Source organism: Bacillus sp. FSL K6-3458 (assembly GCF_038005045.1).
GTDB lineage: Bacteria > Bacillota > Bacilli > Bacillales > Bacillaceae > Bacillus > Bacillus altitudinis.
In genome coordinates, this window is the sequence record NZ_JBBOSI010000001.1 from 3,380,227 (window position 1) to 3,405,656 (window position 25,430).

The window sequence follows — 25,430 nt, forward strand, 5'->3', positions numbered from 1 at the left end:
TCGTAACATAACGAACCACGTTACGCATTAATGAAACGTTACAATTTCTTGAAATCACACTTAAAATAATTTAAAAAAGGAGAATCACTTGCAATGAAACCTAATCTTGGCTTAATGGAAGCGCTCATGAGAATTGCCTGCGGAATGACGATATGTACTGTAGCTGGATCCTTATATGCTCGAAAACCATGGAGTAAAATGCTGCTTTTTGGCATCATGCTCGGCGGATTAAAATTGGGTTCTGGTATTCTTCGTTTTTGTCCAGTGACCTATATGTGTGAACAGCAGAATACACATAAAGAGAAGGCTGAGTAGACAGCCTTCTTTTTTTGTGTGTGAATCATTCCGCTGCTTCGCACCATTTGACCAACGTACCAGCAATGATTTCTGCTGCTTCAATCACATGTTTGATCTCAATGGATTCATTCGGGAAATGGGCAAGCTCTGTCGTTCCAGGTCCAAACACAATGATTGGGATATCCGCTGCTTGTGACAGTAATCCGCCGTCTGTCCCCCAAGGGGCGGCTTCCACCTTTGGCGGGTGCTGCATGACCTCTTCATATTGTTCCTTCAATAGACCTAAAAGCGGGTGATCAGAGTCGATTGACCCTGGAAGCCATCTAGCACCAAACCACTCCACCTCCACAGGATGTTCTTGAAACCAATCATCCTTTTCAGCGAGTCCAGTCATCCAATTTTCTAATTCCTTCTCTGCCTGCTCAACTGTCTCACCTGGCATCACACCAAGCCTGCCTTCCATTGTGACAAGATCTGCGACAGAGGACGGCCAATCACCGCCTTGAATTTTCCCAATGTTGATTGGAATTGGAATCGGGATATGCTGAAACAACGGCTCCGTCACTCGCTGATTTCTTTCTTTTTCTAGTGCCGCTATATGAGAAAGGACCACCGTGCTCTTTTCAATAGCAGAAACACCGTGATACCTTGTTCCGCCATGAGCTGCCCTTCCTTTAATATGCAGCCTGAACCACTTTGATCCTTGCTGAAGTGGAAAAATATTCATATGACTTGGCTCTGGAATGATGGCAGCATCCGCTGTGTACCCTTTCAATATCGCAGCAAGTGTGCCTGCTCCGCCGCTTTCCTCTTCGACGACACTATGAAACACCACATCTCCTTTCAGGGGAATCTGAAGCGCATGCAGTGCCTCAAGCGCAAAGAGTAAAGAAACGTTTCCACCTTTCATATCTGTTGCCCCGCGTCCATAAAGTCTCCCGTTTATGATATGCCCGCTGTAAGGTGGATATGTCCATTGATTTGTATCTCCTGCCGGAACCACATCTACGTGCCCGTTTAATAAAATCGATTTGCCGCCACCTTTTCCTTTCAATCGTCCAGCAACGTTGGGACTCCCTTGAAAAGATCGGCGCGGGGAATAAAAATAAGGATGCTCTAGTAATTCATCACCGCCAATTTCCCAAACGTCTACATCAAAGTTAATGGCGGACAGTTTATTGGCCACGATCTGCTGCACGTCTTCTTCATTCCCTTGGGTGCTGTCACATTGCACCATTTGCTGAAGAAGCGTAATGGCTTCATCCTGATGCTCTTTCATCCAGTTTCTGATACGTGTCATTGGCTGCAAGTCGTTCATCCTTTCTACACAACAGATTTGACATCAGGCGCTAAAATTAATGGCGCTTCAGTCGCCCTTATGACATCTTCCGGCTGAAATGGCGGCATGACTTCACGTAAAATGAGCAGCTGAGACTTGACCTCAATGACCGCCATATCCGTAATAATCAAATCGACACACGCTTTAGCGGTTAACGGCAATGTACAAGCCGATTTCACTTTAGATCGACCGTGTTTATCAAGATGGCTCATCACCACCACCACTTTTTTCGCTTTTTGCGCCAGCTCAATCGCTCCGCCCATACCCGGTACTCTTTTCCCCGGTACAATCCAATTGGCAAGATCCCCTTGGCTGCTTACTTCAAGTGCACCCAAAATCGTCATATCCAGCATGCCTTTTCGGATGATGCCAAAAGCAGTCGGACTGTCCATGTACGAGCCGCCCTTTGTCAACGTAATGGGAAAACCACCGGCATTGCACAAATTCGGATCTTCTTCCCCTTGCAAAGGCGAGGCTCCTGCCCCCATAATGCCGTTTTCTGCATGCAGCCACACCTCGTAATGTGATGGAATGTAATCTGCTGCTAGGGTCGGAATACCGATCCCAAGATTCACAATCATGCCATCTTCAATTTCTTGAGCTGCTCTTTTGGCAATGCGGTGTCTTAAATCGATGTCTCCCATGCCCATGTCCAGTTCACTCCTTTTGATTGCACGATTTGATTCACAAATACGCCTGGCGTCACGATTTCTTCTGGATCGAGCTGCCCCGCTGCCACAATTTCTTCTGCCTCCGCTATGGTCCAGTCCCCTGCCATCGCCACAATCGGGTTTGTATTCCGTGCGCTTTTATCAAAAATCAAGTTTCCCACTTCATCTGCTTTGTAGGCATTGACGATGGCAATATCCGCTGTGAGCGCAGGCTCTAACATATAATTCTTCCCATTCAGTTGAACCAATTGTTTCTCATCGAGATTCAGGCTATCCATCCCAACATCTGTCACAATGCCCGCCAGCCCCATTCCGCCTGCTCTGATTTTTTCTGCAAGAATGCCCTGCGGATAAAAATGAACGTCTAATGTACCAGCTTGCATTTTCTGTCCGGCAATGGGATTTGAGCCGATATGAGAGGCGATGATTTTTTTCACTCTTCCTTCTGTGATGAGCCGGCCCACACCAATTTGCGGGAAACCTGCATCATTTCCGATCAATGTCAGATCTTGAATATTTGCTTGCAAAATGGCATCAATCAACGATGGTGGTGAACCCACGCCGCCAAATCCGCCAAACATGATGGTCATGCCATCTTTTAATCGCGTCATCACTTCATCCAAACCCACAGTTTTGTTCATGTTCGTCCCTCCTTACATAGCAGATGGGAAAAACCCTCGATTGATTACTTCTTGTTCGACTTGTGTGATGGTCTGGCCGAATTTATCAATCAGTTCATCCATCTCCTGCTGTGTGATGGAAAGCGGCGGTGCGATCATAACCGCTGCGCCTCCGACTCCATCCTCTCCAGCGCTTGCTGGATACACCAGCAGTCCATTTTGTTTTGCCGTTTCAACGACGAGATTGGTTATCTGAGCATGTGCAGGAAATGGCGTTTTAGATAAACGATCTGCGACAAATTCAATACCAATAAGCAATCCCTTCCCTCTCACATCTCCTATGATGGAATGATTTACTTGCAGATCTTTTAAAGCATTCATCATGTATCGCCCGGAAAGTTCAGCCCGTTCGGGAAGCTGATGCTTTTTCATATATCGAATGACCGCTAATGAAACAGCTGCTGAAAGCGGATTGGCACTATATGTGTGCCCTGCCATGACAGAGCCGGAGCCGCTGATAATCGGTGCCATCACACGATCCGTTGAGACAACTGCTGCGATTGGAGAATAACCTGCGCTCATGCCCTTTCCGAGAACCATGATATCTGGTACCGTGCCCCAATGTTCCATCGCAAACATTTTTCCAGTTCGTCCAAAGCCCGTCATGACTTCATCTGCGATCATTAAAATGTCGTTTTCTTCACAGACACGCTTCATCGCTTCGAAATATCCGTCTGGCGGCAGGAGCGCCGCTCCCGCTGCACCAACAATCGGTTCAGCAATCAATGCGGCAATCCTCTCTTTTCCTATACGCTGGATGACGGTCTTAAATTCCTGGACATACCACTCGACCTGCTTGCTGTCTTCCTTTGGCAGCCATGACCTGTAGCTATAGGGCGGTGACAGCACTGGGTGCTTTTCAAGCAGTGGTTCAAAGCGCTCTCTCCTTGCAATATGACCTGACATTGACAGCGCCCCTAATGTAATGCCGTGGTAACTCATCCATCTTGAGATGATATGATTTTTTTCCGTCTTCCCCTGCTCCTGCCAATGCTGAATCGCCATTTTCATAGCAGTCTCCGTTGCCTCTGAACCGCTCCCTACAAAAAAAGACCAGTTCAGATCACCTGGGCAAAGTGTACTCAATTCATACGCTAGTTCTTCCGCTGGTTCATTCGTAAATTGTGACCTGTACGTAAAGCTCACCTTTTTCGCTTGCTCCGTCATCGCATCAATAATCTCTTGTATGCCATGTCCAATACTTGCCGTGACTGCCCCTGATGAGCCATCTATATATTTTTTTCCGTCCCGATCATATAAATAAATCCCCTCTCCTCTCACAGCCACAGGATATTGCTGATTTAACATTGGTTTGATTAAGTAATCCCGGGTCTCCACTTTGTCATTCCTCCCTCTCTTGTCAGCAGCTGCACTTTTCTTTTTACATGAATCGCAAGAAAATTTTGTATACTTGGTATAAGATTAGCTTAATCAAGAGGGCAGTCATCCTCCATTCGCCATATGCCCGAATTTCACATGTGTTTTTTATACATGGTGTATAAGAGTGTTCAAAAGGAGGTCATGAGTCTATGGCGATTCTCGTCAAAGATGCACTCTCGCTCGATATGATGAAAGAAACCAAACTGCTTGCTGGAGAAAATGGACTGGATCGTCTTATCCAGTGGGTGACCATTGTGGAAATTATTGAGGACACGTCTAGACTTTCCGAAGGAGAATTACTTGTTACAACTGGGTTTGGACTGACAGAAAATAAAGAAAGACGCATCCGGCTTGAAAAATTGATTCAATCTCATCGTCTTTCAGCCATTGCCATCTATAAAGGCGTGTACTTAACGGAAATTCCCGCATCACTCATTGAAGCCGCCGAAAATAGCGATATTCCGCTCATCGAGATTCCGCCCCATGTCAATTTTTCAGACATCACAAAAGCCGTTCTAGAACAAATCGTCAGCAGTCAGCTCCATCAGCTCAAATATTCTTCTGCGATTCATCAAAGACTGACCCATTTAAATGTGAGCAATAAAAATGTCACGCAAATTACAGATGAACTGGCACATCTCACAGCAGCAAATATCGTCGTACTGGATGTGTTTTTGCACCAAACAGCAGCTCATCTCGAAACAGACGAAGTGACCTATTCTCCTGCTTTTGGCTTTCTAACAGATGACGAACCGATTGAAACCTCTTCTCTGCTCAAGCAGGCAGAGGAAAAAGGCCGGCTCGTCTATGACACATATGGTGCGTTTGTTCTAGCGGCATGCCCTGTGATTGCAATGGGGGATATTTTCGGGTTCATTGTGGCGTTAAAGAAAAAAGAGACGTGGCACCATCTCGATGCCATCGCCATTGAGCATGCCGGTGCGGTGTATGCGATTGAATGGTTGAAACAAAAAGCCATTCAAGATACAGAAAACCAAATGCAGGGGCATTTATTGGATGATATGCTGCAACAGCAATACACAGAAGAAAGTTATGTCATCGAACAAGCAAGAAAGCTGCAATATGATATGAGCGAAGAACAAGTCGTCATCTACTTTCAATTTCAGCATCAGCACACACAGCTCGACCATCAAATGGTGCAGCGCCTATCCCAATTGCTCACATCCATTTTTGAACGCAGACAAATTCCTTTTTTATTAAAGGCAAGGCTTGATTCCATTTTCGTCTTGACGCCTGCAGGGAAAAGCACGTATCAAGAAACAAATTGGTATCGCGCATCAGAAGAATGCCGCAGTACTTGGTCTTATTTTTTCCCCGTCCATCCCATTGTGATTGGCATTGGAAGAGCCTACGACCAGATCAGTCTCTTTGCTAAAAGTGCAAAAGAAGCCCAGTATGCAGCAAGGCTTCTTCCTCTTTTGAAAACAGATGACAGCATCATTCATTATCAGAAGCTCGGTCTATATGGGATGCTGCTTGAAATGAACGAAGCCGGAATGAATTTGCATGACTTTTACGTGGAGCTGTTAAGCCCGCTGCTTTATACAAAAAAACAAGGAGCTGACCTGATTCATACACTCGAAGTGTATTTGGCACACAATGAAAATATTCAAAAGTCAGCGGGGGAATTGTTTATTCACCGGCATACGTTAAGCTACCGGTTGAAACAAATTGAAACGAGAACAGGCTGCAGCCTCAAATCCACTGATGATCGGATGAAGCTGCAGCTGAGTATCATGGCGTACCGCCTATCTGGTCTGCTTGATCAGATGAGAACCATCTCATGATTCATTTGGCGTTTTGACCCATAGATTCATATCTTCAATTTTGTCAAAAATATAGCAGTTGTTTTGAAAGCGTCCGGTGTATGTATACCCGAGCTGATAAAATACTTGATTCATTCCATAGGACAGTGCACGGGCGAGAGAATAAAAGACATAAATGTGCATGGATTGAAGCTCTTGTTCGAGGGCTAGAATCAAATGATGCATGAATCCTAGTTTTCTGTATGTGGGAAGGGTTGCACAATCTGTTAATTCTGCATGACCATACGGTGCATTGATTTCAGCGGATGCGGCACTTACAAGTTGACCGTCATGTTCAACGGCATAAAAAACCGTCCCTTCCTCCATTACCTTTCGGATGTAATCTGGCTCGTTCATTGGCGTGGGATACGTTTCAAAGACCGTATCATAGAGCGCTGCCAGCTTGTGCACATCCTCTGGACCGGCTTTCCTCATCACATACTCATCCTGCCACACGCCTTGGTCTTTTTTCATCGGCTTTTCTTGAATAGACGCAACCATTTCATCTTCCTTCAGCCAAAATGGGCTGTTCATTCGATCTTCGGTCAGAAAGAGCGACATGCCGTACGCATCACTTCCGAGAAAATAATGAGAAAACACGCCTTCAAGCCGAAAGCCTTTTGCTAAAAAAAGCGGCATATGCTCACGCCTTACTTTTACAATGACCTTAGACGCCTTGCAGTCCGCCGCTTCCTGAAGCACGGACTGAATCACATCCTGCACCCTGCCGCTATAGTCATCCAAACGAATTCGCTCATTAAATGGATCCATACAGATCAAAGCAGAAAAACGCTCGTTTGCAAGTTTCTTCAATTGCACCATACACTCATTCCCCTCTTAGATAATGAAAAACTTCCAAATTAAAAATGAAGAAATAGCAACGCCAGAAAAAATGGATAGGATCATATAACTAATGGCTGAAGCTTTTTTCATTTTATTGTGTTTAATGGCAAATAACATAATGTTATTTATGTTTATGAGAAATAAAATGATCATGAATATTGCAAAGAGAATAATTGCCTTAAATTCCATGTTGCCTCCTCGTGAATGGGTCATCCAATAACACTTCTCCAAATTCGGGCTATATCCCTTCTAATCATCAAAAGAAGAAAAAACACCTTTCCATCTCGTCAGATAGAAAGGTGTTTTGATTAAACCAATTTTCTCGAAAATTCCAGAAAATAACTTCTATAATTAACGATGTTTAGTACCACTATTATTCCAATATTTGTAATGATTTGAAGATTTAGAAACTGAGAAACTACCAGTTACTGTTACCCCTTTTACTGCTGCAGAACCACTTCCACTTATTGATACATTAGTGGTTCCATTATTATAGAAGTCTCCATTTACATACCACCAAATAGCAGTTGGAGAAGTTATTTTTGCTTTAACTTTACCAGCAAAATGTTTTGAACCAAGGCTAGAATATCTGTCTAAGTCTATATCTTCAATATATTTAAATTGTACAAATGATCCACTCGCATATGTCCAAGCATAAATTTGAACTTTAGGTTGATATAAAAAACCTACATCCTGAACAATTGTCATTTTATGCATACTATATTTTGCTGCAGCTGTACTAAATTGTTTCTTTGATAAATTTGTAGAAGATTTTTGAACTTCTTTCTTAGAGATACCCCTTGATTTGGATACTTCCTTAACATATTGATCATATGAAATTTTTTCAATTTTGGTATTTCCTGTTTTACCTAAATTATGAACCTTATTAAGATTGATAGAACCAAATTCTTTAGCAGAAGTTGGTGCAGGAATAGCAAAAGCTGAGCTTACTAATACGAGAACTAGAAGAACTGATGAAATCACTTTTTTCATTATTATACCTCCCTTTGTAATATATTAAATTTATAACATTAAAATGAAAATAAAAAGGTTTTTTTATACATTTAAAGTAATTTTAAGGTTTATCTGTGAGTTTTATAATATAAAAAAAGACCCACTCACATAGTGAGAGAGTCTAGTATAATCATGTAGTTTTCCCCGCAGCCTTCAGCGCACGGGCGCCAATGTCACGGCGATAAAATAAACCTGGCTGAATGATTTCTTCAACCGCTTCATATACTCTTGATCTTGCCGCTTCAAAAGTGTCGTCAAATGCGGTCACATTTGCTACACGGCCGCCATTTGTGACGAATTGATCGTTTTCCTTTTTTGTTCCTGCGTGGAAGGTGACGACATCAGAGACCGTTGTTTGCAAAGCACCGATTGGCGTGCCTTTTGCGTAGTCTTCCGGGTATCCTTCTGATGCAAGAACGACACTGACAGCGGCTGTGTCTTTCCACTGCAAGTCCACATCTTTTCCATCTAGAATGTCTAGGAAGACTTGGACTAGATCTGATTCAAGGCGAGGGAGCACTACTTGCGTTTCAGGGTCGCCAAAGCGTGCATTGAACTCAATGACTTTTGAGCCTTCTGGTGTCAGCATTAAGCCTGCATATAAAATGCCTGTAAACGAACGCTCTTCCTGCACCATCGCGCGAGCTGCTGGTTTGACGACGTCTTCCACCGCTTTTTGTACCACTTCATCAGTAATTTGTGGAACCGGTGAATAAGCGCCCATCCCGCCGGTGTTTGGTCCTTTGTCATCTTCAAATGCCCGTTTATGATCCTGTGCGATCACCATCGGATACACCTTTTCTCCATTGACAAAGGCCATCAGAGAAAACTCTTCACCTGTTAAAAATTCTTCAATGACAACCGATGCACTCGCATCGCCAAACTTTTCATCCTCTAAAAAGTCATGTAGGCAGTTGATTGCCTCTTCAAGCGTCATTGCAACTGTCACGCCTTTTCCTGCGGCAAGCCCATCTGCTTTAATGACAATTGGGGCACCCTTTTCTTCCACATATGCCTTCGCTTCTTCAAACGATGTAAAAGTGGCGTAAGCGGCTGTCGGGATATCATAATTTTTCATTAAGTCTTTTGCAAATTCTTTTGAGCCTTCAATGACTGCGGCTTTTGCATTCGGTCCAAATACCTTGAGTCCTGCTTCTTCAAATGCATCGACGACACCTGCAATTAAAGGAACCTCTGGACCGACAATTGTTAAACCGATGTTATTGTCTTTTGCAAAACGAATTAACGCCTCATGATCTCCCTCGTCGATCGGGACAAGCTTCGCAGCGTCTGTCATTCCATCATTGCCGGGTGCGACAAATACTTGGCTGACAAGTTCGCTTTGATTCACTTTCCATGCGATGGTATGCTCTCTTCCGCCTCTGCCGATAATTAATACGTTCACACTGTCATCCCCTTAATGTTTGAAATGTCTAACGCCAGTGAAGACCATGGCGATGCCGTATTCATCTGCCTTTTGAATCGATTCTTCATCACGAATAGATCCGCCTGGCTGAATGATCGCTGTAACGCCTGCCTTTGCAGCAGCTTCCACTGTATCGCCCATTGGGAAGAACGCATCAGATCCTAGCGCGCTTCCTTTCGCTTTTTCACCTGCTTGCTCAATCGCAATGTTAGCCGAGCCAACACGGTTCATTTGACCAGCACCAATACCTGCTGTCATTTGATCCTTCGCTAGAACGATGGCATTTGATTTCACATGCTTGACGACTTTCCAAGCGAGCTTTAAGTCTTTCCATTCGTCTTCAGTCGGCTCTCTTTTCGTTGGAATAGAGATCGTTGCTTCCTCTAAGCCGTATGTGTCGATATCCTGAACGAGCAATCCACCATGAACACTTGTGAGCTGCTTTTCTTTTTTCCCAAGATCTGCTTCTACATCTAATGTTAGTAGACGAAGGTTCTTTTTCGCTGTTAGCACATCAAGTGCTTCTTGGCTAAACGATGGTGCGATGACGATTTCTAAGAAAATCGTATGGAGCACCTCAGCCGTTTGTTTGTCTACTTCACGATTAAGCGCCACAATGCCGCCGAAAATAGATGTTTCATCTGCTTTAAATGCACGATCGAATGCTTCTGCAATCGTTTCCCCTGTCCCAACACCACATGGGTTCATATGCTTTACAGCCACAGCCGCTGGCTCTGTAAATTCACGTACAATTTGAAGTGCTGCATCTGCATCTTTGATGTTGTTATAGGAAAGTTCTTTTCCATGTAATTGCGTTGCAGTAGCTAAAGAGCCTTTGCTTGGAAGCGCATTTTCATAGAACGTCGCCGCTTGGTGCGGGTTTTCTCCATAACGAAGAGATTGCTTTTTCTCAAATGTGACTGTGAACTGTTCTGGCTCTGTTTCGCCAACAAAGTTCGTTAAGTAATCCGCAATCAGGGCATCGTAAGCAGCTGTATGACGGAATACTTTTGCTGCAAGCTCACGTTTTTTCTCTAGTGATACGCCGCCTTCTTTGATTTGTTGAACGACAGAATCATAATCACGCGGGTCTACAATCACAGTGACGTCCTGATGGTTTTTAGAAGCAGCACGAAGCATACCCGGTCCGCCAATATCAATGTTTTCAATCGCTTCTTCATACGTGACATCGTCTTTGGAAACGGTCTCTTTGAATGGATATAGATTCACAACGACAAGATCAATCGGCTGAATGCCGTGCTTTTCAATCTGTGCCATATGCTCATCGTTTTCTCTCACTGCTAACAGTCCACCGTGAATGTTCGGATGAAGCGTTTTGAGACGTCCGTCCATGATTTCTGGGAAGCCAGTCACTTCAGAAATACCAATGACATCAATGCCGTTCTCTTGAAGAAGTTTGTGTGTACCACCAGTTGAAATCACTTCAACGCCAAGTTCTGTTAGTTCTTTCACAAAAGGTACAAGATTTGTTTTATCGGAAACACTGATTAATGCGCGTTTGATCGTCATGCCTTTGTCACCTCATTAAGATAATTCTAAAAGTGATTTGATCACTTTTGGATATAGTGTATGTTCTAATTCATGCATTCTTTTTTCAATGGATTCAAGGTCTTCCCCTTGTTCAATATGAATGGCTGCTTGATCAATAATCGGGCCGGTATCCATGCCTTCGTCGACATAATGAACCGTGATGCCAGCCACTTTGACTCCTGCTTGATAGGCTTGTCCAATCGCATCGAGTCCAGGAAATGCTGGCAGTAAAGAAGGGTGGATATTCACGATTTTCCCTCTAAATGCATCAAGCAATGTCGGACCGATCAGTCGCATATACCCAGCGAGGAAAATCCATTCCACTTCATGCAGTTTCAACTGTTCAATGATGGTTTGCTCAAAAGCGGCTTTACTCGGGAAAGCCTTCGGCGTAAAAGAAAAAGACGGAATGCCCTCTTTCTCTGCCCGCTCCAGCACCTTCGCACCCGGTTTATCACAGATCACAATGGCGGCTTTTGCCGGCCACTGTTCTTCTTTTAACGTATCAATAATGGCTTGAAAATTTGTCCCGCTTCCAGAGGCGAAGATCGCAAACTTTTTCATGAGAGGCTTCCACCACCGAAAGTGACGCCTTCTCCTTTTTGAACTCGTCCGATAAGAAAGGCTTTCTCTCCGTCTTGTTCAAGTCCGCTGATCACATCGACGAGATCATCCTCTTTGACGGCTAGGACAAAGCCGATGCCCATATTAAATACATTGAACATCTCTTCTGCTTTCAATTGCCCTTTTTCTTGAATAAAGGAGAAAATAGGCGGGACCGGCCATGAGCCGTTATCAATCTCAACACCAAGTCCTTCAGGCAGCATACGTGGTAAGTTCTCAATAAAGCCACCGCCTGTCACATGTGCCATACCGTCAACCTTGCCAGCTTTCACTTGTTTAAGAACAGGCTTGACATAAATCTTCGTCGGTTCCAGCAGCTCTTCTCCAAGCGGTCTTGTAAAAGGTTCATACGTTTGGTGAAGGTCTAGACCTGCGTCTTCCAGCAATACTTTTCGTACAAGAGAATAGCCATTGCTATGAATTCCGCTAGAGCTGAGTCCAATCAGCAAATGCCCTTCCTTGATGTTCTCACCTGTGACGATTTCATCCTTTTCAACGACACCTACAGAAAATCCAGCAATATCATATTCTTCTTCTGTGTAAAGGCCCGGCATTTCTGCTGTCTCTCCGCCGACAAGCGCTGAACCAGACTGCTCGCATCCGTCAGCTACACCTTTGACGATGGATTCAATTTTCAAAGGATCTGCTTTTCCAACTGCTAAGTAATCTAAGAAAAAGAGCGGCTCTGCCCCTTGTGCAAGCACATCGTTCACACACATAGCAACAGCATCTACACCGATCGTATCGTGTTGATCCATTAAAAATGCCAGCTTTAATTTCGTACCAACACCATCTGTTCCTGAGACAAGAACGGGCTTTTTGTATGGCAGTTCAGATAAATCAAACATACCGCCAAATCCGCCTAGAGCCCCCATGACACCTGCTCTTTTTGTACGTTCTACGTGTGTTTTCATTCGTTTAACGGCTTCGTATCCTGCTTCGATGTCGACACCGGCGTTTTTATATGCTTCTGACATCCCATTCACTCCTTTTATCTGCTTGTCTTTCATGTATTTTCGGCAGAATGAAAGAGCAGCATATCAAATCACGTTGACTGCTGCTCCATTATTCGATTATTTCGTCAGGACTGTTTCCTTCACATGAGGAAGGACAGTATCTTCATAAATTTCGGTCGGGTATTTTCCAGTAAAGCATGCTAAACACTGACCACGCTGCGGATCATCATACTTTCTGCCAATCCCGTCCATTAAACCGTCTACAGATAAAAATGCAATGGTGTCTGCACCGATTTCCTGTCTAATTTCTTCCACTGAATGAGATGATGCAATCAGCTCTTCGTGTGTAGACGTATCAATTCCATAAAAACACGGATGAGCGATTGGCGGTGAACTAATGCGTACATGCACTTCCGTCGCTCCCGCTTCTCTTAGCATCGTCACAATCCGGCGGCTTGTGGTTCCGCGTACGATGGAATCATCCACCATGACGACACGTTTGCCTTCGACCACCCCGCGCACAGCAGACAGCTTCATGCGCACGCCCTGCTCACGCAATGCTTGAGACGGCTGAATAAATGTCCGGCCGACATAACGGTTTTTAATTAAACCTAGCTCATATGGAATACCAGTTGCTTCGGCATAGCCAATCGCTGCAGAAATACTGGAGTCTGGCACACCTGTCACGACATCTGCTTCGACATGTGCTTCTTCTGCAAGTTTCTTGCCAAGATTCTTTCTCGCACTATGCACGTTGATGCCATTGATATTGCTGTCCGGTCTTGAGAAATAAATGTATTCCATGCTGCACATGCTACGGTTAATGTTCATCGAAAAGCGCTCAGATTTTAAGCCTTCATCATTAATGATCAGCATTTCGCCAGGCTCTACATCTCGTAAATAGGTAGCACCAACGACATCAAAGGCACATGTTTCAGAAGCGACAACATAAGCATCCCCAAGCATACCAAGTGAAAGTGGACGTAATCCGTTCGGATCAAGCGCTACGATCATTTCTGTTTCCGTCATGATTAGGAAAGCATAAGCTCCTTTTAACATAGACAGAGCATTTTTGATTTGATCCTTCAAATCCATATATCCGCTGCGCTTAATTAAGTGAGCGAGCACTTCGGTATCAGAAGACGTTTGAAAAATACTTCCTTGGTTCTCTAGCTGCTGTTTTAATTGCGTTGCATTGACCAAGTTTCCATTATGAGCAAGGGCGAGACTGCCATTGTTTTGCGAGCGGAAGAAGAGGGGCTGCACATTCTCAAAGCCGCCTCCGCCTGCTGTCGCATACCGAACGTGTCCGATCGCACCTTTTCCCTTTAAATCCTTAAGCTCACCATTTTGGAACACTTCCGTAATCAGTCCAAGGCCTTTGTGTGACGTCAGGTTTTCACCGTCTGTTGCAATAATTCCCGCACCTTCTTGTCCTCGGTGCTGAAGGCTATGCAATCCGTAATATGTGATTTGCGGGGCTTCTTCGTGTCCCCAAACCCCAAAGACGCCACATTCTTCGTTTAAGCCTCTGATTTCAGCAAGCATGGGATCGCTCCTTTCCATGCGCGTTCAAGCTCGTTGACTGCCGCATGAATCCATTGTTGTCCTTCTTGATTTTTGACAGTGAATACACCATCATTTGTGACCGTTCCGACTTCTTTTGCATCTTGCACAGCCGCAGCAAATGCTTCGCGGTTTTCTGGTTTCACTGTGACAACAAAACGCGACTGTGATTCACTGAATAGTGATGCTGCGCTGTTTAGATCGAGCTGGATATCAGCGCCAAGACCATCTGTTCCAAATGTACTTTCAGCTAGTGCTACACCAAGACCGCCTTCAGACACATCATGTGCTGACTGAACAAGTCCGTTTTGAATCGCTGCTAATAGGGCTTCTTGACGCGCCAGTTCTACATCCAAATCAATTTCTGGTGCTTTTCCGTAGATACGGCCTTCTGTCATTTTTTGAAGCTCACTGCCTGCAAATTCTTCCTTCGTTTCACCAATGACGAAAATCACATCGCCTGCCTGTTGGAACGATTGAGTCGTAATATGAGCTGTATCTTCAATCAAACCAACCATACCAATGACTGGCGTTGGGTAAATGGCCGTTCCATTTGACTCGTTATATAAAGAGACGTTACCGCCGATGACCGGTGTGCTTAATGTACGGCAAGCTTCGCTAATGCCGTCAGCAGACTTTTCAATCTGCCAGAAGATTTCTGGTTTCTCCGGGTTACCGAAGTTCAAGTTATCTGTTACTGCAAGCGGACGAGCGCCTGAGCAGACAATGTTACGTGCTGCTTCTGCGACGGCGATTTTCCCGCCGACCTCTGGATCAAGGTAGAGATAACGCGCGTTACAATCTGTTGTCATCGCAAGAGCTTTTTTCGTCCCACGGATTCTGAGCACGCCCGCATCAGAGCCAGGTGCAACGACAGTGTTTGTACGAACCATATAGTCGTATTGATCGTAAACCCATTCTTTACTCGCAATCGTTGGCTGCTTTAACAGCTGTTTCAACGTATCTGCTGCATCTGTGATCGCTGGAGCTTCCACTTTTGTTTCTAAAAACTCGCGATAGTATGCAGGCTCACTTGACGGCTTGTGATAAACCGGTGCTTCTTCTGCAAGTGCATCAACTGGAAGCTCACACACTACTTCTCCTTGATGGAGTAAACGAAGCATTTTATCATCTGTCACATGACCGACTGAGACTGCTTCAAGATCGTATTTTTCAAAAATATCAATGATTTCTTGCTCACGGCCTTTTTCAATGACCAACAGCATTCTCTCTTGGGATTCAGACAGCATCATTTCATACGCTGACATGCCTGTTTCACGCTGAGGGATCAGGTCTAGGTTCATTTCGATACCTGAACCGGCTTTACTTGCCATCTCTGCACTTGAGCTAGTTAAGCCAGCCGCTCCCATATCTTGGATGCCCACAAGCGCATCATTTTTGATGACTTCAAGGCATGCTTCAAGCAAAAGCTTTTCCATGAACGGATCGCCGACTTGAACCGCTGAACGTTTTTCTTCTGATTCATCAGAAAATTCTTCAGACGCAAATGTTGCACCGTGAATCCCGTCACGTCCCGTTTTAGCACCAACGTACATGACCGTATTGCCAACACCTTTTGCCTGCCCTTTCTTGATGTCTTCATGGTTGATTAACCCTACACACATCGCATTAACGAGCGGATTGCCTTCATAACTTTGATCAAAATGAACTTCTCCGCCGACTGTTGGAATACCGATACAGTTTCCATAGCCTGCAATCCCTGCCACTACTTCTTCAAACAAGTACTTCACGCGCGGTGAAGTCAGTTCACCAAAACGAAGAGAGTTTAATACCGCAATTGGACGAGCCCCCATGGAGAATACATCACGGATGATTCCGCCGACACCTGTTGCCGCTCCTTGATACGGTTCAATTGCAGATGGATGGTTATGTGATTCGATTTTAAATACAACTGCTTGGTTGTCTCCAATATCAACGATTCCAGCGCCTTCCCCAGGACCTTGAAGAACATGCTCTCCTTTTGTCGGGAATTTGCTTAAAACAGGCTTTGAGTTTTTATAACTGCAATGCTCTGACCACATGACAGAAAAGATACCTGTTTCTGTGTAGTTTGGCAGCCTGCCAATAATGGATTCGATTAAAGCGAATTCTTCATCACTCAATCCCATTTGCTGATACAATTTCTCTTCTTTAATTTGCTTGTGACTTGGTTCAAGCAGTAGTGACATGAGTGTCCCTCCAATTTTTCACGATAGATTGAAACAATTTAAGTCCGTCTGCGCTGCCTAGTAATGAGTCAACCGCGCGCTCAGGGTGCGGCATCATGCCGAGTACATTGCCCTGTTCATTCGTTACACCTGCAATTCGATTGACACTGCCGTTAATATCGTCACCGTAAGTGAAAGCGATTTGGCCTCGTTCAATCAGCTTCGCTAACGTGTCTTCGTCACAGTAGAAGTTACCTTCACCGTGTGCCACAGGAATCGTAATCGATTCACCTTTTTGATAACCGCTTGTAAATTGCGTTTCGTTGTTCTCTACAATGAGTTCAACTGGACGACAGATAAATTTTAAATCTTTATTCCGTCTCATTGCGCCTGGCAGAATGCCAAGCTCTTGAAGAATTTGGAACCCATTACAAACACCAAGAACAGGTTTTCCTTCCGCAGCTGCTTTTTTCACAGCCGGCATGATGTTAGAAAAACGAGCAATCGCACCGCATCTTAAGTAATCCCCATAAGAGAAACCGCCTGGTACGAGTACACCGTCAAAACCATCAAGACTCGTTTCGTCGTGCCATACATATTCAACTTGTTCACCTAACTCATCTTGAATCGCATGGTACATATCGATATCACAGTTAGAGCCAGGCAAGACGATCACTGCAAACTTCACTGTGCGACAACCTCCTCCACCTCATAGCGGTAATCTTCAATCACCGTATTGGCAAGCAATTTTTCACACATTTCTTTGACCACTGTATCTAAGTCACGTTCTGATTTCTCAATGACTAGCTCCATATATTTCCCTATACGGACATCCTTTACTTCCTGATAAGACATGCTGTGCAAAGCGTGCTGCACGGCACTTCCTTGTGGATCAAGAACGCTCTCTTTTAAGCTGACAAAAATTTTCACTTTATACATGTTTATGGCCTCCAAGTCTTTTGAAAATTTCTTCGTATGCATTTGTTAAGCCGCCCAGGTTTCGTCTGAACACGTCTTTATCAAGCTTTTCGTTTGTGTCTTTGTCCCAAAGCCTGCACGTATCAGGTGAAATCTCATCAGCTAGCAAAATACGATTCTCGTGATCTATTCCGAATTCAAGCTTGAAATCAATTAAATTCACATGGCAATCTGAGAAGATTTGCTTCAATTCTTCATTCACTTGTCTTGTGATTTGTTTCATTTCCTCGACCTGCTCAGGTGTCGCTGCATGTAAAATGCGAATATGATCTTCTGTAATGAGCGGATCGCCGAGTGCATCATCTTTGTAGTAAAACTCGATCAAAGGTGTGTCCAGTTTCGTTCCCTCTGGAATCCCAAGACGTTTTGACATACTGCCTGCCACCACGTTTCGCACAACGACTTCAAGCGGTACGATGTCTACCTTTTGAATGAGCTGTTCTGTTTCAGATAGGCGTTTCACAAAGTGATTGTTGATCCCTTTCTCATGTAGCATTTGAAAAATCAAGCTAGAAATTTCGTTATTCAGTCTGCCTTTTCCTTCAATTTCCGCTTTCTTTTCACCGTTAAATGCTGTAGCTGAGTCTTTATATTCGACATATAAAATATGCTCGTCATCGGTCTGATAGATTCTTTTCGCTTTGCCTTCGTAGAGAAGTTCTTGTTTCACAGTCATTCAGATTGGCCTCCTAATTTGAATGTTGGCAATTTTCAGGATTAGGCGCCTGACTAGCAGGCGGCCCATTTCTTACGCAAGACCTAGACGTTCGAAAATCATATCGACATTTTTCAAGTGATAGTTGTAATCGAAGCAGTCAGCGATTTGTTCAGGTGTTAAGCGTGAAGTGATTTTCTCTTCTGCTTCTACTAATGAACGGAATGGTACTTGTTTCTCCCAAGCTTCCATCGCCTTTGGCTGAACCGTGTCATATGCTTCTTCACGTGCCATACCTGTATCAATAAGTGCAAGAAGAACACGCTGAGAGTAGATCAAGCCAAGTGTGCGGTCCATGTTGCGTTTCATATTCTCAGGGAACACCGTCAAGTTCTTCACAATGTTAGAGAAACGGTTCAGCATATAGTTCAGTGCAATCGTTGCATCTGGTAAAATGATGCGTTCAGCAGATGAATGAGAAATATCACGCTCATGCCAAAGCGGTACATTTTCATAAGCAGTCAGCATATAACCACGGATGACACGGGCAATCCCCGTCATATTTTCAGAACCGATCGGGTTTCGTTTATGAGGCATCGCGGATGATCCTTTTTGTCCTTTTGCAAAGAACTCTTCTACTTCACGTGTTTCACTCTTTTGAAGACCACGAATTTCAACAGCAAATTTCTCAATGCTTGTTGCCACTAAAGCAAGGGTTGCCATGTAATCTGCATGACGGTCACGCTGCAAGGTTTGGGTTGAAATTGGTGCAGCTTTGATGCCAAGTTTCTCACATACATATTGCTCAACAAACGGGTCGATGTTCGCATATGTGCCAACAGCACCAGAGATTTTGCCGTATTCGATGCCAGCTTTTGCTTGTTTAAAACGTTCTAAGTTACGCTTCATTTCCTCGTACCAAAGAGCAAGCTTCAAGCCAAATGTTGTCGGTTCAGCGTGTACACCGTGTGTACGGCCCATCATGACTGTATATTTGTGCTCTTTTGCTTTTTCTTTTAGTATGTCAACAAATCTCTCAATGTCCTTGAGCAAAATATCGTTCGCCTGTTTTAATAGATATGAAAGCGCCGTATCCACTACGTCTGTAGATGTTAGCCCGTAATGAACCCACTTTCTTTCTTCTCCTAGAGATTCAGATACAGCACGCGTAAAGGCAACCACGTCATGGCGCGTGTCTTGTTCAATCTCTAAAATACGATCAATATCAAAGCTTGCATTCTTGCGCATTGTCACAACGTCTTCTTTCGGAATGATGCCAAGTTCTGCCCAAGCTTCACAAGCGAGAATTTCTACTTCAAGCCATGCATTAAATTTGTTTTCCTCTGTCCAGATTGCTGACATTTCTGGTCGTGCGTAACGTTCGATCATTTCCCGTTTCCTCCATCTCTTTCAGTCCATATCTTTGTGATGTTTGCCATCCATTCATCATCAAGCTGTTTCATAAATGTCATATGCCCCATTTTGCGGCCGGCTTTTACTTCATGTTTGCCATATAGATAAAGCTTCGCTTCCTTTAAAAGCTCAGGATGTTCTTTTGGGATGTCCACTTCATCGCCCAGCAAATTCACCATCATACCCTCTGATAAAAGAGCTGTTCCGCCAAGCGGCAAACCGCATATGGCGCGAATGTGCTGTTCAAACTGACTCGTCTCACATAAATCCAATGTGTAATGTCCAGAGTTATGTGGACGCGGTGCCAGTTCATTGACAAGCAGCTTCCCTTCATTTGTCAGGAACAGTTCAACAGCAAGCGTACCAACCAACCCTAGCTTTTCAGCAAGCGTTGTTGCCAGCTCTTTTGCTTTCTTCTGAATGCTGCCATCTACCCGTGCAGGCACGATGCTTTGGAATAAAATATTGTGCTTATGAATGTTCTCAGCGACTGGGAATGTCGCAATTTCCCCATGAACAGACCGCGTCACAATCACGGACAGTTCCATTTGGAAAGGAACCCAGCTTTCTAAAATGCACGTTCCATGCGTGAGAAGTGCAGCCGCTTCATGAAGCTGATCCTTCTCTTTGATGACGTACTGTCCTTTACCGTCGTAACCGCCTCTGCATGTTTTCAGCACAGCTGGTAAACCAAGCGCACTTACTGCATCTTTCAGCTCCTTCTCATCATGAACGATGCGATAAGGGGCGACTTCACAGCCTGCATCTACAATCCCTTTTTTCTCCGTTTCACGGTTTTGGGTTAAAAGAAGGAGTTCGCTTCCTTGCGGTAAATACGCCTCTTCCTTCAGCTGATTGAGTGCATCATAATCAATATTTTCAAATTCATATGTGACCACATCGCTGATGTCCGCCAGCTGCCTGATCGCTTCAAGGTCACTGTATGCGGCTGTAATTTCTGTATCAGCAACCTGTCCACAAGGAGAAAGTGTGACAGGGTCAAGGACTGCTGCCCGGTAGCCCATTTGCTTTGCACTGACGGCCATGTATCTGCCAAGCTGTCCGCCGCCGATGATACCAATGGTTTTGTTTGGAAAAATGGTCTGCTTAGCCAAGCTGATCACTGCTTTCTAATACAGTTTGTTTTGTTTGCTCTCTTCTTTCTTCAAGGCGTGCTGCAACGGCTTCATCGAATGCTGAAATCATTTGTGCAGCTAAAAGGCCTGCATTTGTTGCACCGGCTTTGCCAATTGCCACTGTAGCAACAGGTACACCGCCTGGCATTTGAACGATGGATAATAAGGAATCCAGCCCGTTTAATGCTTTTGATTGTACGGGCACACCAATGACCGGCAGTGTCGTTTTTGCTGCGACCATCCCCGGTAAATGTGCTGCGCCTCCAGCACCGGCAATAATGACCTTGAGTCCTTTACCTCTTGCTTCAGTCGCATATTCAAACATCAAATCAGGTGTCCGATGTGCGGATACAACCTGTTTTTCATACGGAATGTTTAATTCCTCTAAGATATCGCACGCATGTTTCATTGTTTCCCAATCAGATGTACTTCCCATGATGACACCTACAAGCGGCTTCATTTTGTCCCCACCTTTAAGCTATTATTCGATTTTGTATCGTTTGACACGCTTCCCAAACCTAAGTAGCTTGTCAAACGCCGAACAAAAAGGCCCGGTTTGTATTGCATTGTTAGGAAGCAACACAAACCGGGCCATGGTAAGCGCTGTTCGCTTTTAAAACGCCATGTCAGTTTTGTTCACTATCCTGCATAGTCCAGTCATTTACGGTAACTGGGTAGAAACTTATGGGCCATATTCCCAAGATTATATGAGGCTCGTGTTTTGATTTCATGTTTATCTTAACAACGGATGTTCATGATGTCAACGGATTTATCGAACAATCTATGAAGTCGTCGTTTTAATGTTCGGATTTAGAGTATTTTTCCCTCAAATACGATTTTTTTCCCAATCGGAATGATCTGAATCGACCCATTTTCCTTCTTTTCCTGAAAGATGGGCTCCTCCATTCGTCGGACAGGTGAGTAGCCTTCCTCTGCCATCTGGGACAACACTTGTTCAATCGTCATGTTGTCTTCCACGTAGAATTTCTTTTTCTTTGGTTTTGCGGTCATTCTTTAATTCTCCTTTTCTTCACAGCCTTCACCCAGAAGCCGCCATGAATCGTTTTGGGCTCATACGAAATGATAAACGCCTTTGAATCAAGCGTTTTAATCGTTTCATATAATTGCAGTTCATATTTTCTCGGTGTTAAAATTTGCATCGCTGACCGGTCTCCTTCAAGACCTCCTACTACCCAGTTGGTGACGCCATATCCTTTTTCTCTCAATTGTTTTGGGAGATCTAGATCGATTTCTTTTGTAATCACGTTCACAGTAATGTAGCCAAGTGCCAGCTTCTCTTCAATTTTCATCCCGACAATGATTCCAATTCCATAACCTAGCGCATACGCAATGACATTTTGTACTTGATCTAAGTTATCTAATACGATACTCAAACCAATGACATAAATCAGCATCTCGACAGTACCAGCAAAAGCGGCTGCATACCTTCTGCCTTTCATTGTTAAAATTAAACGCATAGTGGAAAAAGAGACATAGACAATGTTAATCACTAAAATAATCAAAACCATGGTGAACGCATTGGATAAAAGTTGTTGAAGCACGATTCGAACCCCCTGCACTAAAAATCAAATAAAGCACCCCATATTCTACTAGAGAACAAACCTTGATACAATCAAATTTGCGCGAGAAAAACACATATATCTTTCGACAACAAGGGGTGGTCTTTGTTACCAAGAGTTTACCCGTTTTTTCCTCTTCTCAACATGAAAAACCTCCTTTTTCAAAAGGAGGCGTTAGATGGTTGATAAAGGGCTAAAATGAATATTATTTTAACCCTCTGTCTTCTTTTCAGCGTGATAGAAACTTTTGAATTCTAAGAAGGACGAGTACCGGTGCGAAGCGAATTTCACATTCGTGAGCACCGTCACGCAGGATTACAGTCGATTCCAAAGATTTGTCTACACGCTGAAACGTGTTTTTATCCAAACCGAACTGGAACAAGTGATGGGATCAAATACTCTCCGACAATGCCCCATAAAAGGGCAATGATGACGAGCTCAATCAACAAAAAGACCCAGCCGGCATACATCAAGTCTCCCCGCACAGCTTCTTGCTCTAATTGAATGGAGCGGAAGAGCACAATGGCAATCAGCTGAAGACCAAAAAACATCATCACGGATAAAATCACCGTTACATATGGAATATTCAGCATGGCAAATACAAGCCAAAGGATAGATAAAACCAAAACCGGCACAAGCACGGCACCGAACTTCATGATCACTTCTTTCAGCGATATGTTCCCTTTCAGCATGTACTTACCGAGCACCCAAACCGTCAGCATCATCAGTGTCAACAAAATGAGTGTAAAGACCGCTACCTTCAAAAAGGCGTCACCAAAAGAATAATGAATACCAAAACCTAATAAACGAGTCTTTGACGCCTTTAATTGAACGTAGTTGCCTAAAGCAAAAAACACACTGAATAACACAATTGAAATCCAGGCGTACTTCATGCGTAAAGTGTCCGCTTGATGGATCGCACGGCTCGGTGATTTTAACATCGCGAGCCCATATGAGCCATAGCGCTTAAACGCACCTCCTACACTTCTTGCAATGCGCTGAATGGCTGAACGCTCTTCATCAGCTGGCTTAGCCGTTCTTCCACGTTTTGCAGCGCTGCGGCTGAGGCGGGACTGCCTCGTTTCTTGATCTATTGATGGCTCTTCGTTTTCGTTTTTCGTTTCAGATGTAACCTGCTCTTGATCTTTCTCTAACATCCCATATCAACTCCTATCTCAGACAATCCGCACAGGCTCATGTGACCTGTCCGGATGACTCCTATTAAAGTAGCGGAGTCTCTCTATTCAGTCAAGATTCCTTGACGTTCATACGAATAGACGGATAAAAGAATGAAGAGGTTTTAAATGGAGAGAAAATAAGCCAAAACAAAAAAGCTGATGAGTGGATCAGCTTTTCATCATCTTTCATTACTTTTCATGAACGATAGCGCCCCTGCTTTGCTTTCTGAATCCGAAGATTCTCTTGGTGTGCGGGGAAACGAGTCTTTTCTGTCGTATCGACTTGTGTAATTTGTCCATTATGAATGGTGATCACCACCGACCCGTATTCAATCTCTTTTAAGGCAGATAAAATAAAATTCAGCTTTTGTTCATCCATCGCTCATCCCCCATCCCACTAATTTTGCTTTCGCTCTTTTAAATAGAGAACCTCATTTTCCAGCTCATGAATCGTATAATGCATGAGCGCTTCATGTTTTTCTTCATGCCCCCATAAAAGGAGCTGCTCAATCAATACCTGCTTTTTCCGCTCAATCACCTGCCTAAGCCAGCGTGACAAGTCATCCCCTCCCGTTATAATGAATGCAAGAAAAAAGGCACTCTGAACCCTTCTATAGAAAAAAGGAAATCAAAGCGCCTTTGGTGATCCAATCAGCGAATTATGTCTTTTTATCATAAACACATAATTCCTATAAGTCAACTATGTTTTTAAAATTTCCCTACAAAAAACAGCAGCCTCCATGAGCTGCTGTTCCAGACAAATCATTAATGATTTAAGAAAGCAAAATATAGAATAAAGATGACAAACAGTCCGTACATAATTGGATGCACTTCTTTTGCTTTTCCTTTAAAGATCATGGTGATCGGGTAGAAAATGAAACCAATTGCAATCCCTGTTGCAATACTATATGTGAGTGGCATCATAATCATGGTTAAGAAGGCCGGTACCGCAATTTCAAAACGATCCCATGCGATCTTCGCAAGAGGTGCAACCATCAGTGCACCGACAATGATTAAAGCAGGTGCCGTTACATTCGGTGTCACGACAGATAAAAGCGGCGAGAAGAACATCGCAAGTAAGAAGAAAATACCTGTCACGACAGCTGCAAAACCAGAGCGGGCACCCGCAGCAACACCTGAACTAGATTCAACATAAGACGTCGTCGTTGATGTACCAAGAACAGAACCGACGACGATAGAAGAAGAATCCGCCAGAAGCGCTTTTCCTGCACGCGGCAGCTCATTATTTTTCATTAAACCAGCCTGCGTTGCCACAGCCACAAGTGTACCAGCTGTATCAAAGAACCCAACGAATAGGAACGTTAAAATAACCACAAGCATTTGAATGGAGAAGATGTCTGGCAAGTGAATCAAGGCTTGACCAAAAGTTGGAGACAAGCTTGGAATGCTATCTACAATTTGAGATGGAACTGGCACAAGACCAAGGATCATCCCAGCAATAGCTGTCACAAGCATCCCAATGAAGACACCTGCATTCACTCGAAGAACCATTAAAATGACAGTCACAACGATTCCAAATACCGTCAACAATACCGGACCACTATGAATATTTCCAATCGAAACGAGCGTATTATCGTTATTTGCAATAATACCGGAGCCTTGAAGACCCACAAATGTAATGAACAAACCAATCCCTGCACCAACAGCCAGCTTCAGCTCACTCGGAATGGCATTGATGATTTTTTCACGAAAACCTGTTAAAGAAAGAGCAACGAAAATCAATCCTGAAACAAACACACCGGAAAGTGCTGCCTGCCATGAGATCCCCATACCAAGAACCACTGAGAAAGCGAAGAACGCATTCAGTCCCATACCTGGTGCAATCGCAATCGGGTACCTGGCGATCAATCCCATCAGGAAACAACCTGCCGCAGAAGCTAACGCTGTAGCTGTAAAGACAGCCCCCTGATCAATTCGTAATTTATCTGGAAAATCCGGTACTGCTACTAAAGCAAGTGTGATCGGATTAACAAACAAGATGTAAGCCATCGACAAAAATGTCGTTAAACCGCCGATGATCTCTCTGCGATAATTCGTACCTAACTCATCAAACTGAAAAAACTGTTTCAAAGCCAACTGACTCCCTTCATGTCCTTTTGCTTTAGTCTGTCCCATTCACAAGTCAAAT

Annotated in this window: 26 protein-coding genes and 1 riboswitch; of the genes, 2 read left to right on the forward strand and 24 right to left on the reverse strand. The window is 44.0% G+C overall.

Features of this window, described 5'->3' with window-relative positions; translation table 11 throughout:
• Positions 1 to 93: 93 nt before the first annotated feature.
• Entirely contained in the window at positions 94 to 315 is a 222-nt protein-coding gene (locus MHH23_RS17785; protein WP_008344274.1) for a YgaP family membrane protein, read from the forward strand.
• 25 nt (positions 316 to 340) lie between these two features.
• Here MHH23_RS17785 and MHH23_RS17790 read toward each other — a convergent pair whose 3' ends face one another.
• Genes MHH23_RS17790 through MHH23_RS17805 form a run of 4 tightly spaced genes read right to left on the reverse strand, consistent with a single transcriptional unit; the run spans position 341 to position 4,325 of the window.
• Positions 341 to 1,606 (reverse strand): peptidase, encoded by a 1,266-nt coding sequence (locus tag MHH23_RS17790; protein WP_178896572.1) that lies wholly within the window; start codon positions 1,604 to 1,606, stop codon positions 341 to 343.
• A gap of 14 nt (positions 1,607 to 1,620) precedes the next feature.
• Complete coding sequence (locus tag MHH23_RS17795; protein ID WP_168948575.1) at positions 1,621 to 2,286, reverse strand: 3-oxoacid CoA-transferase subunit B; 666 nt, start codon at positions 2,284 to 2,286, stop codon at positions 1,621 to 1,623.
• Complete coding sequence (locus tag MHH23_RS17800; RefSeq protein ID WP_056408197.1) at positions 2,262 to 2,948, reverse strand: CoA transferase subunit A; 687 nt, start codon at positions 2,946 to 2,948, stop codon at positions 2,262 to 2,264. The genes MHH23_RS17795 and MHH23_RS17800 overlap by 25 nt, the downstream gene beginning before the upstream one ends.
• 12 nt (positions 2,949 to 2,960) lie before the next feature.
• Entirely contained in the window at positions 2,961 to 4,325 is a 1,365-nt protein-coding gene (locus MHH23_RS17805) for an aspartate aminotransferase family protein (RefSeq protein ID WP_178896571.1), read from the reverse strand.
• 191 nt (positions 4,326 to 4,516) lie between these two features.
• On the opposite strand from MHH23_RS17805, the gene MHH23_RS17810 reads away from it, so the two are divergent.
• The gene (locus tag MHH23_RS17810; protein WP_056408203.1) at positions 4,517 to 6,175 is read left to right on the forward strand and encodes a PucR family transcriptional regulator; all 1,659 of its coding nucleotides are present in this window, start codon (positions 4,517 to 4,519) and stop codon (positions 6,173 to 6,175) included.
• Here MHH23_RS17810 and ablB read toward each other — a convergent pair.
• From ablB to MHH23_RS17910, 20 genes are all read right to left on the reverse strand, one after another.
• Positions 6,170 to 7,015 (reverse strand): putative beta-lysine N-acetyltransferase, encoded by an 846-nt coding sequence (gene ablB, locus MHH23_RS17815; RefSeq protein ID WP_268413574.1) that lies wholly within the window; start codon positions 7,013 to 7,015, stop codon positions 6,170 to 6,172. The genes MHH23_RS17810 and ablB overlap by 6 nt on opposite strands.
• Positions 7,016 to 7,387: 372 nt before the next feature.
• Positions 7,388 to 8,029 (reverse strand): hypothetical protein, encoded by a 642-nt coding sequence (locus tag MHH23_RS17820; protein WP_256689063.1) that lies wholly within the window; start codon positions 8,027 to 8,029, stop codon positions 7,388 to 7,390.
• Between the two features lie 151 nt (positions 8,030 to 8,180).
• Positions 8,181 to 9,455 carry a phosphoribosylamine--glycine ligase gene (purD, locus tag MHH23_RS17825; protein ID WP_340959968.1) on the reverse strand — a complete coding sequence of 425 codons (1,275 nt, stop codon included), beginning with the start codon at positions 9,453 to 9,455 and terminating at the stop codon, positions 8,181 to 8,183.
• Positions 9,456 to 9,467: 12 nt separating this feature from the next.
• On the reverse strand, positions 9,468 to 11,006 hold the full coding sequence (gene purH / locus MHH23_RS17830; RefSeq protein ID WP_212361074.1) for a bifunctional phosphoribosylaminoimidazolecarboxamide formyltransferase/IMP cyclohydrolase: 1,539 nt from the start codon (positions 11,004 to 11,006) through the stop codon (positions 9,468 to 9,470).
• Positions 11,007 to 11,021: 15 nt separating this feature from the next.
• Positions 11,022 to 11,591, reverse strand: a complete 570-nt coding sequence (purN, locus tag MHH23_RS17835; RefSeq protein ID WP_008344288.1) for a phosphoribosylglycinamide formyltransferase — start codon at positions 11,589 to 11,591, stop codon at positions 11,022 to 11,024.
• Positions 11,588 to 12,628: a phosphoribosylformylglycinamidine cyclo-ligase gene (gene purM, locus MHH23_RS17840; RefSeq protein ID WP_017366751.1), complete on the reverse strand. Its 1,041-nt coding sequence runs from the start codon at positions 12,626 to 12,628 to the stop codon at positions 11,588 to 11,590. The genes purN and purM overlap by 4 nt, the downstream gene beginning before the upstream one ends.
• Before the next feature lie 96 nt (positions 12,629 to 12,724).
• Positions 12,725 to 14,155, reverse strand: coding sequence for an amidophosphoribosyltransferase (purF, locus tag MHH23_RS17845; protein ID WP_017359819.1), 1,431 nt, complete (start codon positions 14,153 to 14,155; stop codon positions 12,725 to 12,727).
• Positions 14,131 to 16,362 (reverse strand): phosphoribosylformylglycinamidine synthase subunit PurL, encoded by a 2,232-nt coding sequence (purL, locus tag MHH23_RS17850; protein WP_024719398.1) that lies wholly within the window; start codon positions 16,360 to 16,362, stop codon positions 14,131 to 14,133. Before purL ends, purF begins: the two co-directional genes overlap by 25 nt.
• Positions 16,346 to 17,029 (reverse strand): phosphoribosylformylglycinamidine synthase subunit PurQ, encoded by a 684-nt coding sequence (purQ, locus tag MHH23_RS17855; RefSeq protein ID WP_008344292.1) that lies wholly within the window; start codon positions 17,027 to 17,029, stop codon positions 16,346 to 16,348. The genes purL and purQ overlap by 17 nt, the downstream gene beginning before the upstream one ends.
• Positions 17,026 to 17,280, reverse strand: a complete 255-nt coding sequence (gene purS, locus MHH23_RS17860; RefSeq protein WP_008344293.1) for a phosphoribosylformylglycinamidine synthase subunit PurS — start codon at positions 17,278 to 17,280, stop codon at positions 17,026 to 17,028. Before purS ends, purQ begins: the two co-directional genes overlap by 4 nt.
• Positions 17,273 to 17,995: a phosphoribosylaminoimidazolesuccinocarboxamide synthase gene (purC, locus tag MHH23_RS17865; RefSeq protein ID WP_007496901.1), complete on the reverse strand. Its 723-nt coding sequence runs from the start codon at positions 17,993 to 17,995 to the stop codon at positions 17,273 to 17,275. Before purC ends, purS begins: the two co-directional genes overlap by 8 nt.
• Positions 17,996 to 18,067: 72 nt before the next feature.
• A complete protein-coding gene (gene purB, locus MHH23_RS17870) occupies positions 18,068 to 19,363 on the reverse strand; it encodes an adenylosuccinate lyase (RefSeq protein ID WP_052320336.1) in 1,296 nt (431 codons plus the stop codon).
• Entirely contained in the window at positions 19,360 to 20,502 is a 1,143-nt protein-coding gene (gene purK, locus MHH23_RS17875; RefSeq protein ID WP_340959971.1) for a 5-(carboxyamino)imidazole ribonucleotide synthase, read from the reverse strand. The genes purB and purK overlap by 4 nt, the downstream gene beginning before the upstream one ends.
• Entirely contained in the window at positions 20,495 to 20,983 is a 489-nt protein-coding gene (gene purE / locus MHH23_RS17880) for a 5-(carboxyamino)imidazole ribonucleotide mutase (RefSeq protein ID WP_017359824.1), read from the reverse strand. The genes purK and purE overlap by 8 nt, the downstream gene beginning before the upstream one ends.
• A 169-nt stretch (positions 20,984 to 21,152) precedes the next feature.
• Positions 21,153 to 21,254, reverse strand: a riboswitch (purine riboswitch).
• Positions 21,255 to 21,333: 79 nt separating this feature from the next.
• A complete protein-coding gene (locus MHH23_RS17885) occupies positions 21,334 to 21,534 on the reverse strand; it encodes an NETI motif-containing protein (RefSeq protein WP_017359825.1) in 201 nt (66 codons plus the stop codon).
• On the reverse strand, positions 21,531 to 22,085 hold the full coding sequence (locus tag MHH23_RS17890) for a DUF2179 domain-containing protein (protein WP_008344300.1): 555 nt from the start codon (positions 22,083 to 22,085) through the stop codon (positions 21,531 to 21,533). Before MHH23_RS17890 ends, MHH23_RS17885 begins: the two co-directional genes overlap by 4 nt.
• Positions 22,086 to 22,462: 377 nt before the next feature.
• Positions 22,463 to 23,260 carry a hypothetical protein gene (locus MHH23_RS17895; protein ID WP_340959975.1) on the reverse strand — a complete coding sequence of 266 codons (798 nt, stop codon included), beginning with the start codon at positions 23,258 to 23,260 and terminating at the stop codon, positions 22,463 to 22,465.
• A gap of 217 nt (positions 23,261 to 23,477) precedes the next feature.
• Complete coding sequence (locus MHH23_RS17900) at positions 23,478 to 23,660, reverse strand: YezD family protein (protein WP_041093209.1); 183 nt, start codon at positions 23,658 to 23,660, stop codon at positions 23,478 to 23,480.
• A gap of 18 nt (positions 23,661 to 23,678) precedes the next feature.
• Positions 23,679 to 23,840, reverse strand: coding sequence for a hypothetical protein (locus MHH23_RS17905; protein ID WP_008344307.1), 162 nt, complete (start codon positions 23,838 to 23,840; stop codon positions 23,679 to 23,681).
• A 206-nt stretch (positions 23,841 to 24,046) separates the two neighbouring features.
• Positions 24,047 to 25,372 carry an NCS2 family permease gene (locus tag MHH23_RS17910; protein WP_035703624.1) on the reverse strand — a complete coding sequence of 442 codons (1,326 nt, stop codon included), beginning with the start codon at positions 25,370 to 25,372 and terminating at the stop codon, positions 24,047 to 24,049.
• Positions 25,373 to 25,430 lie beyond the last annotated feature (58 nt).

What these genes read in the sequence shown, in the direction of transcription:
- purC (WP_007496901.1), bottom strand. Translation starts at nt 17,995, where the DNA reads ATGACTGTGAAACAAGAACTTCTCTACGAAGGCAAAGCGAAAAGAATC.
- purH (WP_212361074.1), bottom strand. Translation starts at nt 11,006, where the DNA reads ATGACGATCAAACGCGCATTAATCAGTGTTTCCGATAAAACAAATCTT.
- purF (WP_017359819.1), bottom strand. Translation starts at nt 14,155, where the DNA reads ATGCTTGCTGAAATCAGAGGCTTAAACGAAGAATGTGGCGTCTTTGGG.
- ablB (WP_268413574.1), bottom strand. Translation starts at nt 7,015, where the DNA reads ATGGTGCAATTGAAGAAACTTGCAAACGAGCGTTTTTCTGCTTTGATC.
- MHH23_RS17810 (WP_056408203.1), top strand. Translation starts at nt 4,517, where the DNA reads ATGGCGATTCTCGTCAAAGATGCACTCTCGCTCGATATGATGAAAGAA.
- MHH23_RS17800 (WP_056408197.1), bottom strand. Translation starts at nt 2,948, where the DNA reads ATGAACAAAACTGTGGGTTTGGATGAAGTGATGACGCGATTAAAAGAT.
- purN (WP_008344288.1), bottom strand. Translation starts at nt 11,591, where the DNA reads ATGAAAAAGTTTGCGATCTTCGCCTCTGGAAGCGGGACAAATTTTCAA.
- MHH23_RS17885 (WP_017359825.1), bottom strand. Translation starts at nt 21,534, where the DNA reads ATGACCGCAAAACCAAAGAAAAAGAAATTCTACGTGGAAGACAACATG.
- MHH23_RS17785 (WP_008344274.1), top strand. Translation starts at nt 94, where the DNA reads ATGAAACCTAATCTTGGCTTAATGGAAGCGCTCATGAGAATTGCCTGC.
- purL (WP_024719398.1), bottom strand. Translation starts at nt 16,362, where the DNA reads ATGTCACTACTGCTTGAACCAAGTCACAAGCAAATTAAAGAAGAGAAA.
- MHH23_RS17900 (WP_041093209.1), bottom strand. Translation starts at nt 23,660, where the DNA reads ATGGATGAACAAAAGCTGAATTTTATTTTATCTGCCTTAAAAGAGATT.
- MHH23_RS17820 (WP_256689063.1), bottom strand. Translation starts at nt 8,029, where the DNA reads ATGAAAAAAGTGATTTCATCAGTTCTTCTAGTTCTCGTATTAGTAAGC.
- MHH23_RS17795 (WP_168948575.1), bottom strand. Translation starts at nt 2,286, where the DNA reads ATGGGCATGGGAGACATCGATTTAAGACACCGCATTGCCAAAAGAGCA.
- purE (WP_017359824.1), bottom strand. Translation starts at nt 20,983, where the DNA reads ATGAAGCCGCTTGTAGGTGTCATCATGGGAAGTACATCTGATTGGGAA.
- purS (WP_008344293.1), bottom strand. Translation starts at nt 17,280, where the DNA reads ATGTATAAAGTGAAAATTTTTGTCAGCTTAAAAGAGAGCGTTCTTGAT.
- purB (WP_052320336.1), bottom strand. Translation starts at nt 19,363, where the DNA reads ATGATCGAACGTTACGCACGACCAGAAATGTCAGCAATCTGGACAGAG.
- MHH23_RS17895 (WP_340959975.1), bottom strand. Translation starts at nt 23,260, where the DNA reads ATGTTAGAGAAAGATCAAGAGCAGGTTACATCTGAAACGAAAAACGAA.
- purM (WP_017366751.1), bottom strand. Translation starts at nt 12,628, where the DNA reads ATGTCAGAAGCATATAAAAACGCCGGTGTCGACATCGAAGCAGGATAC.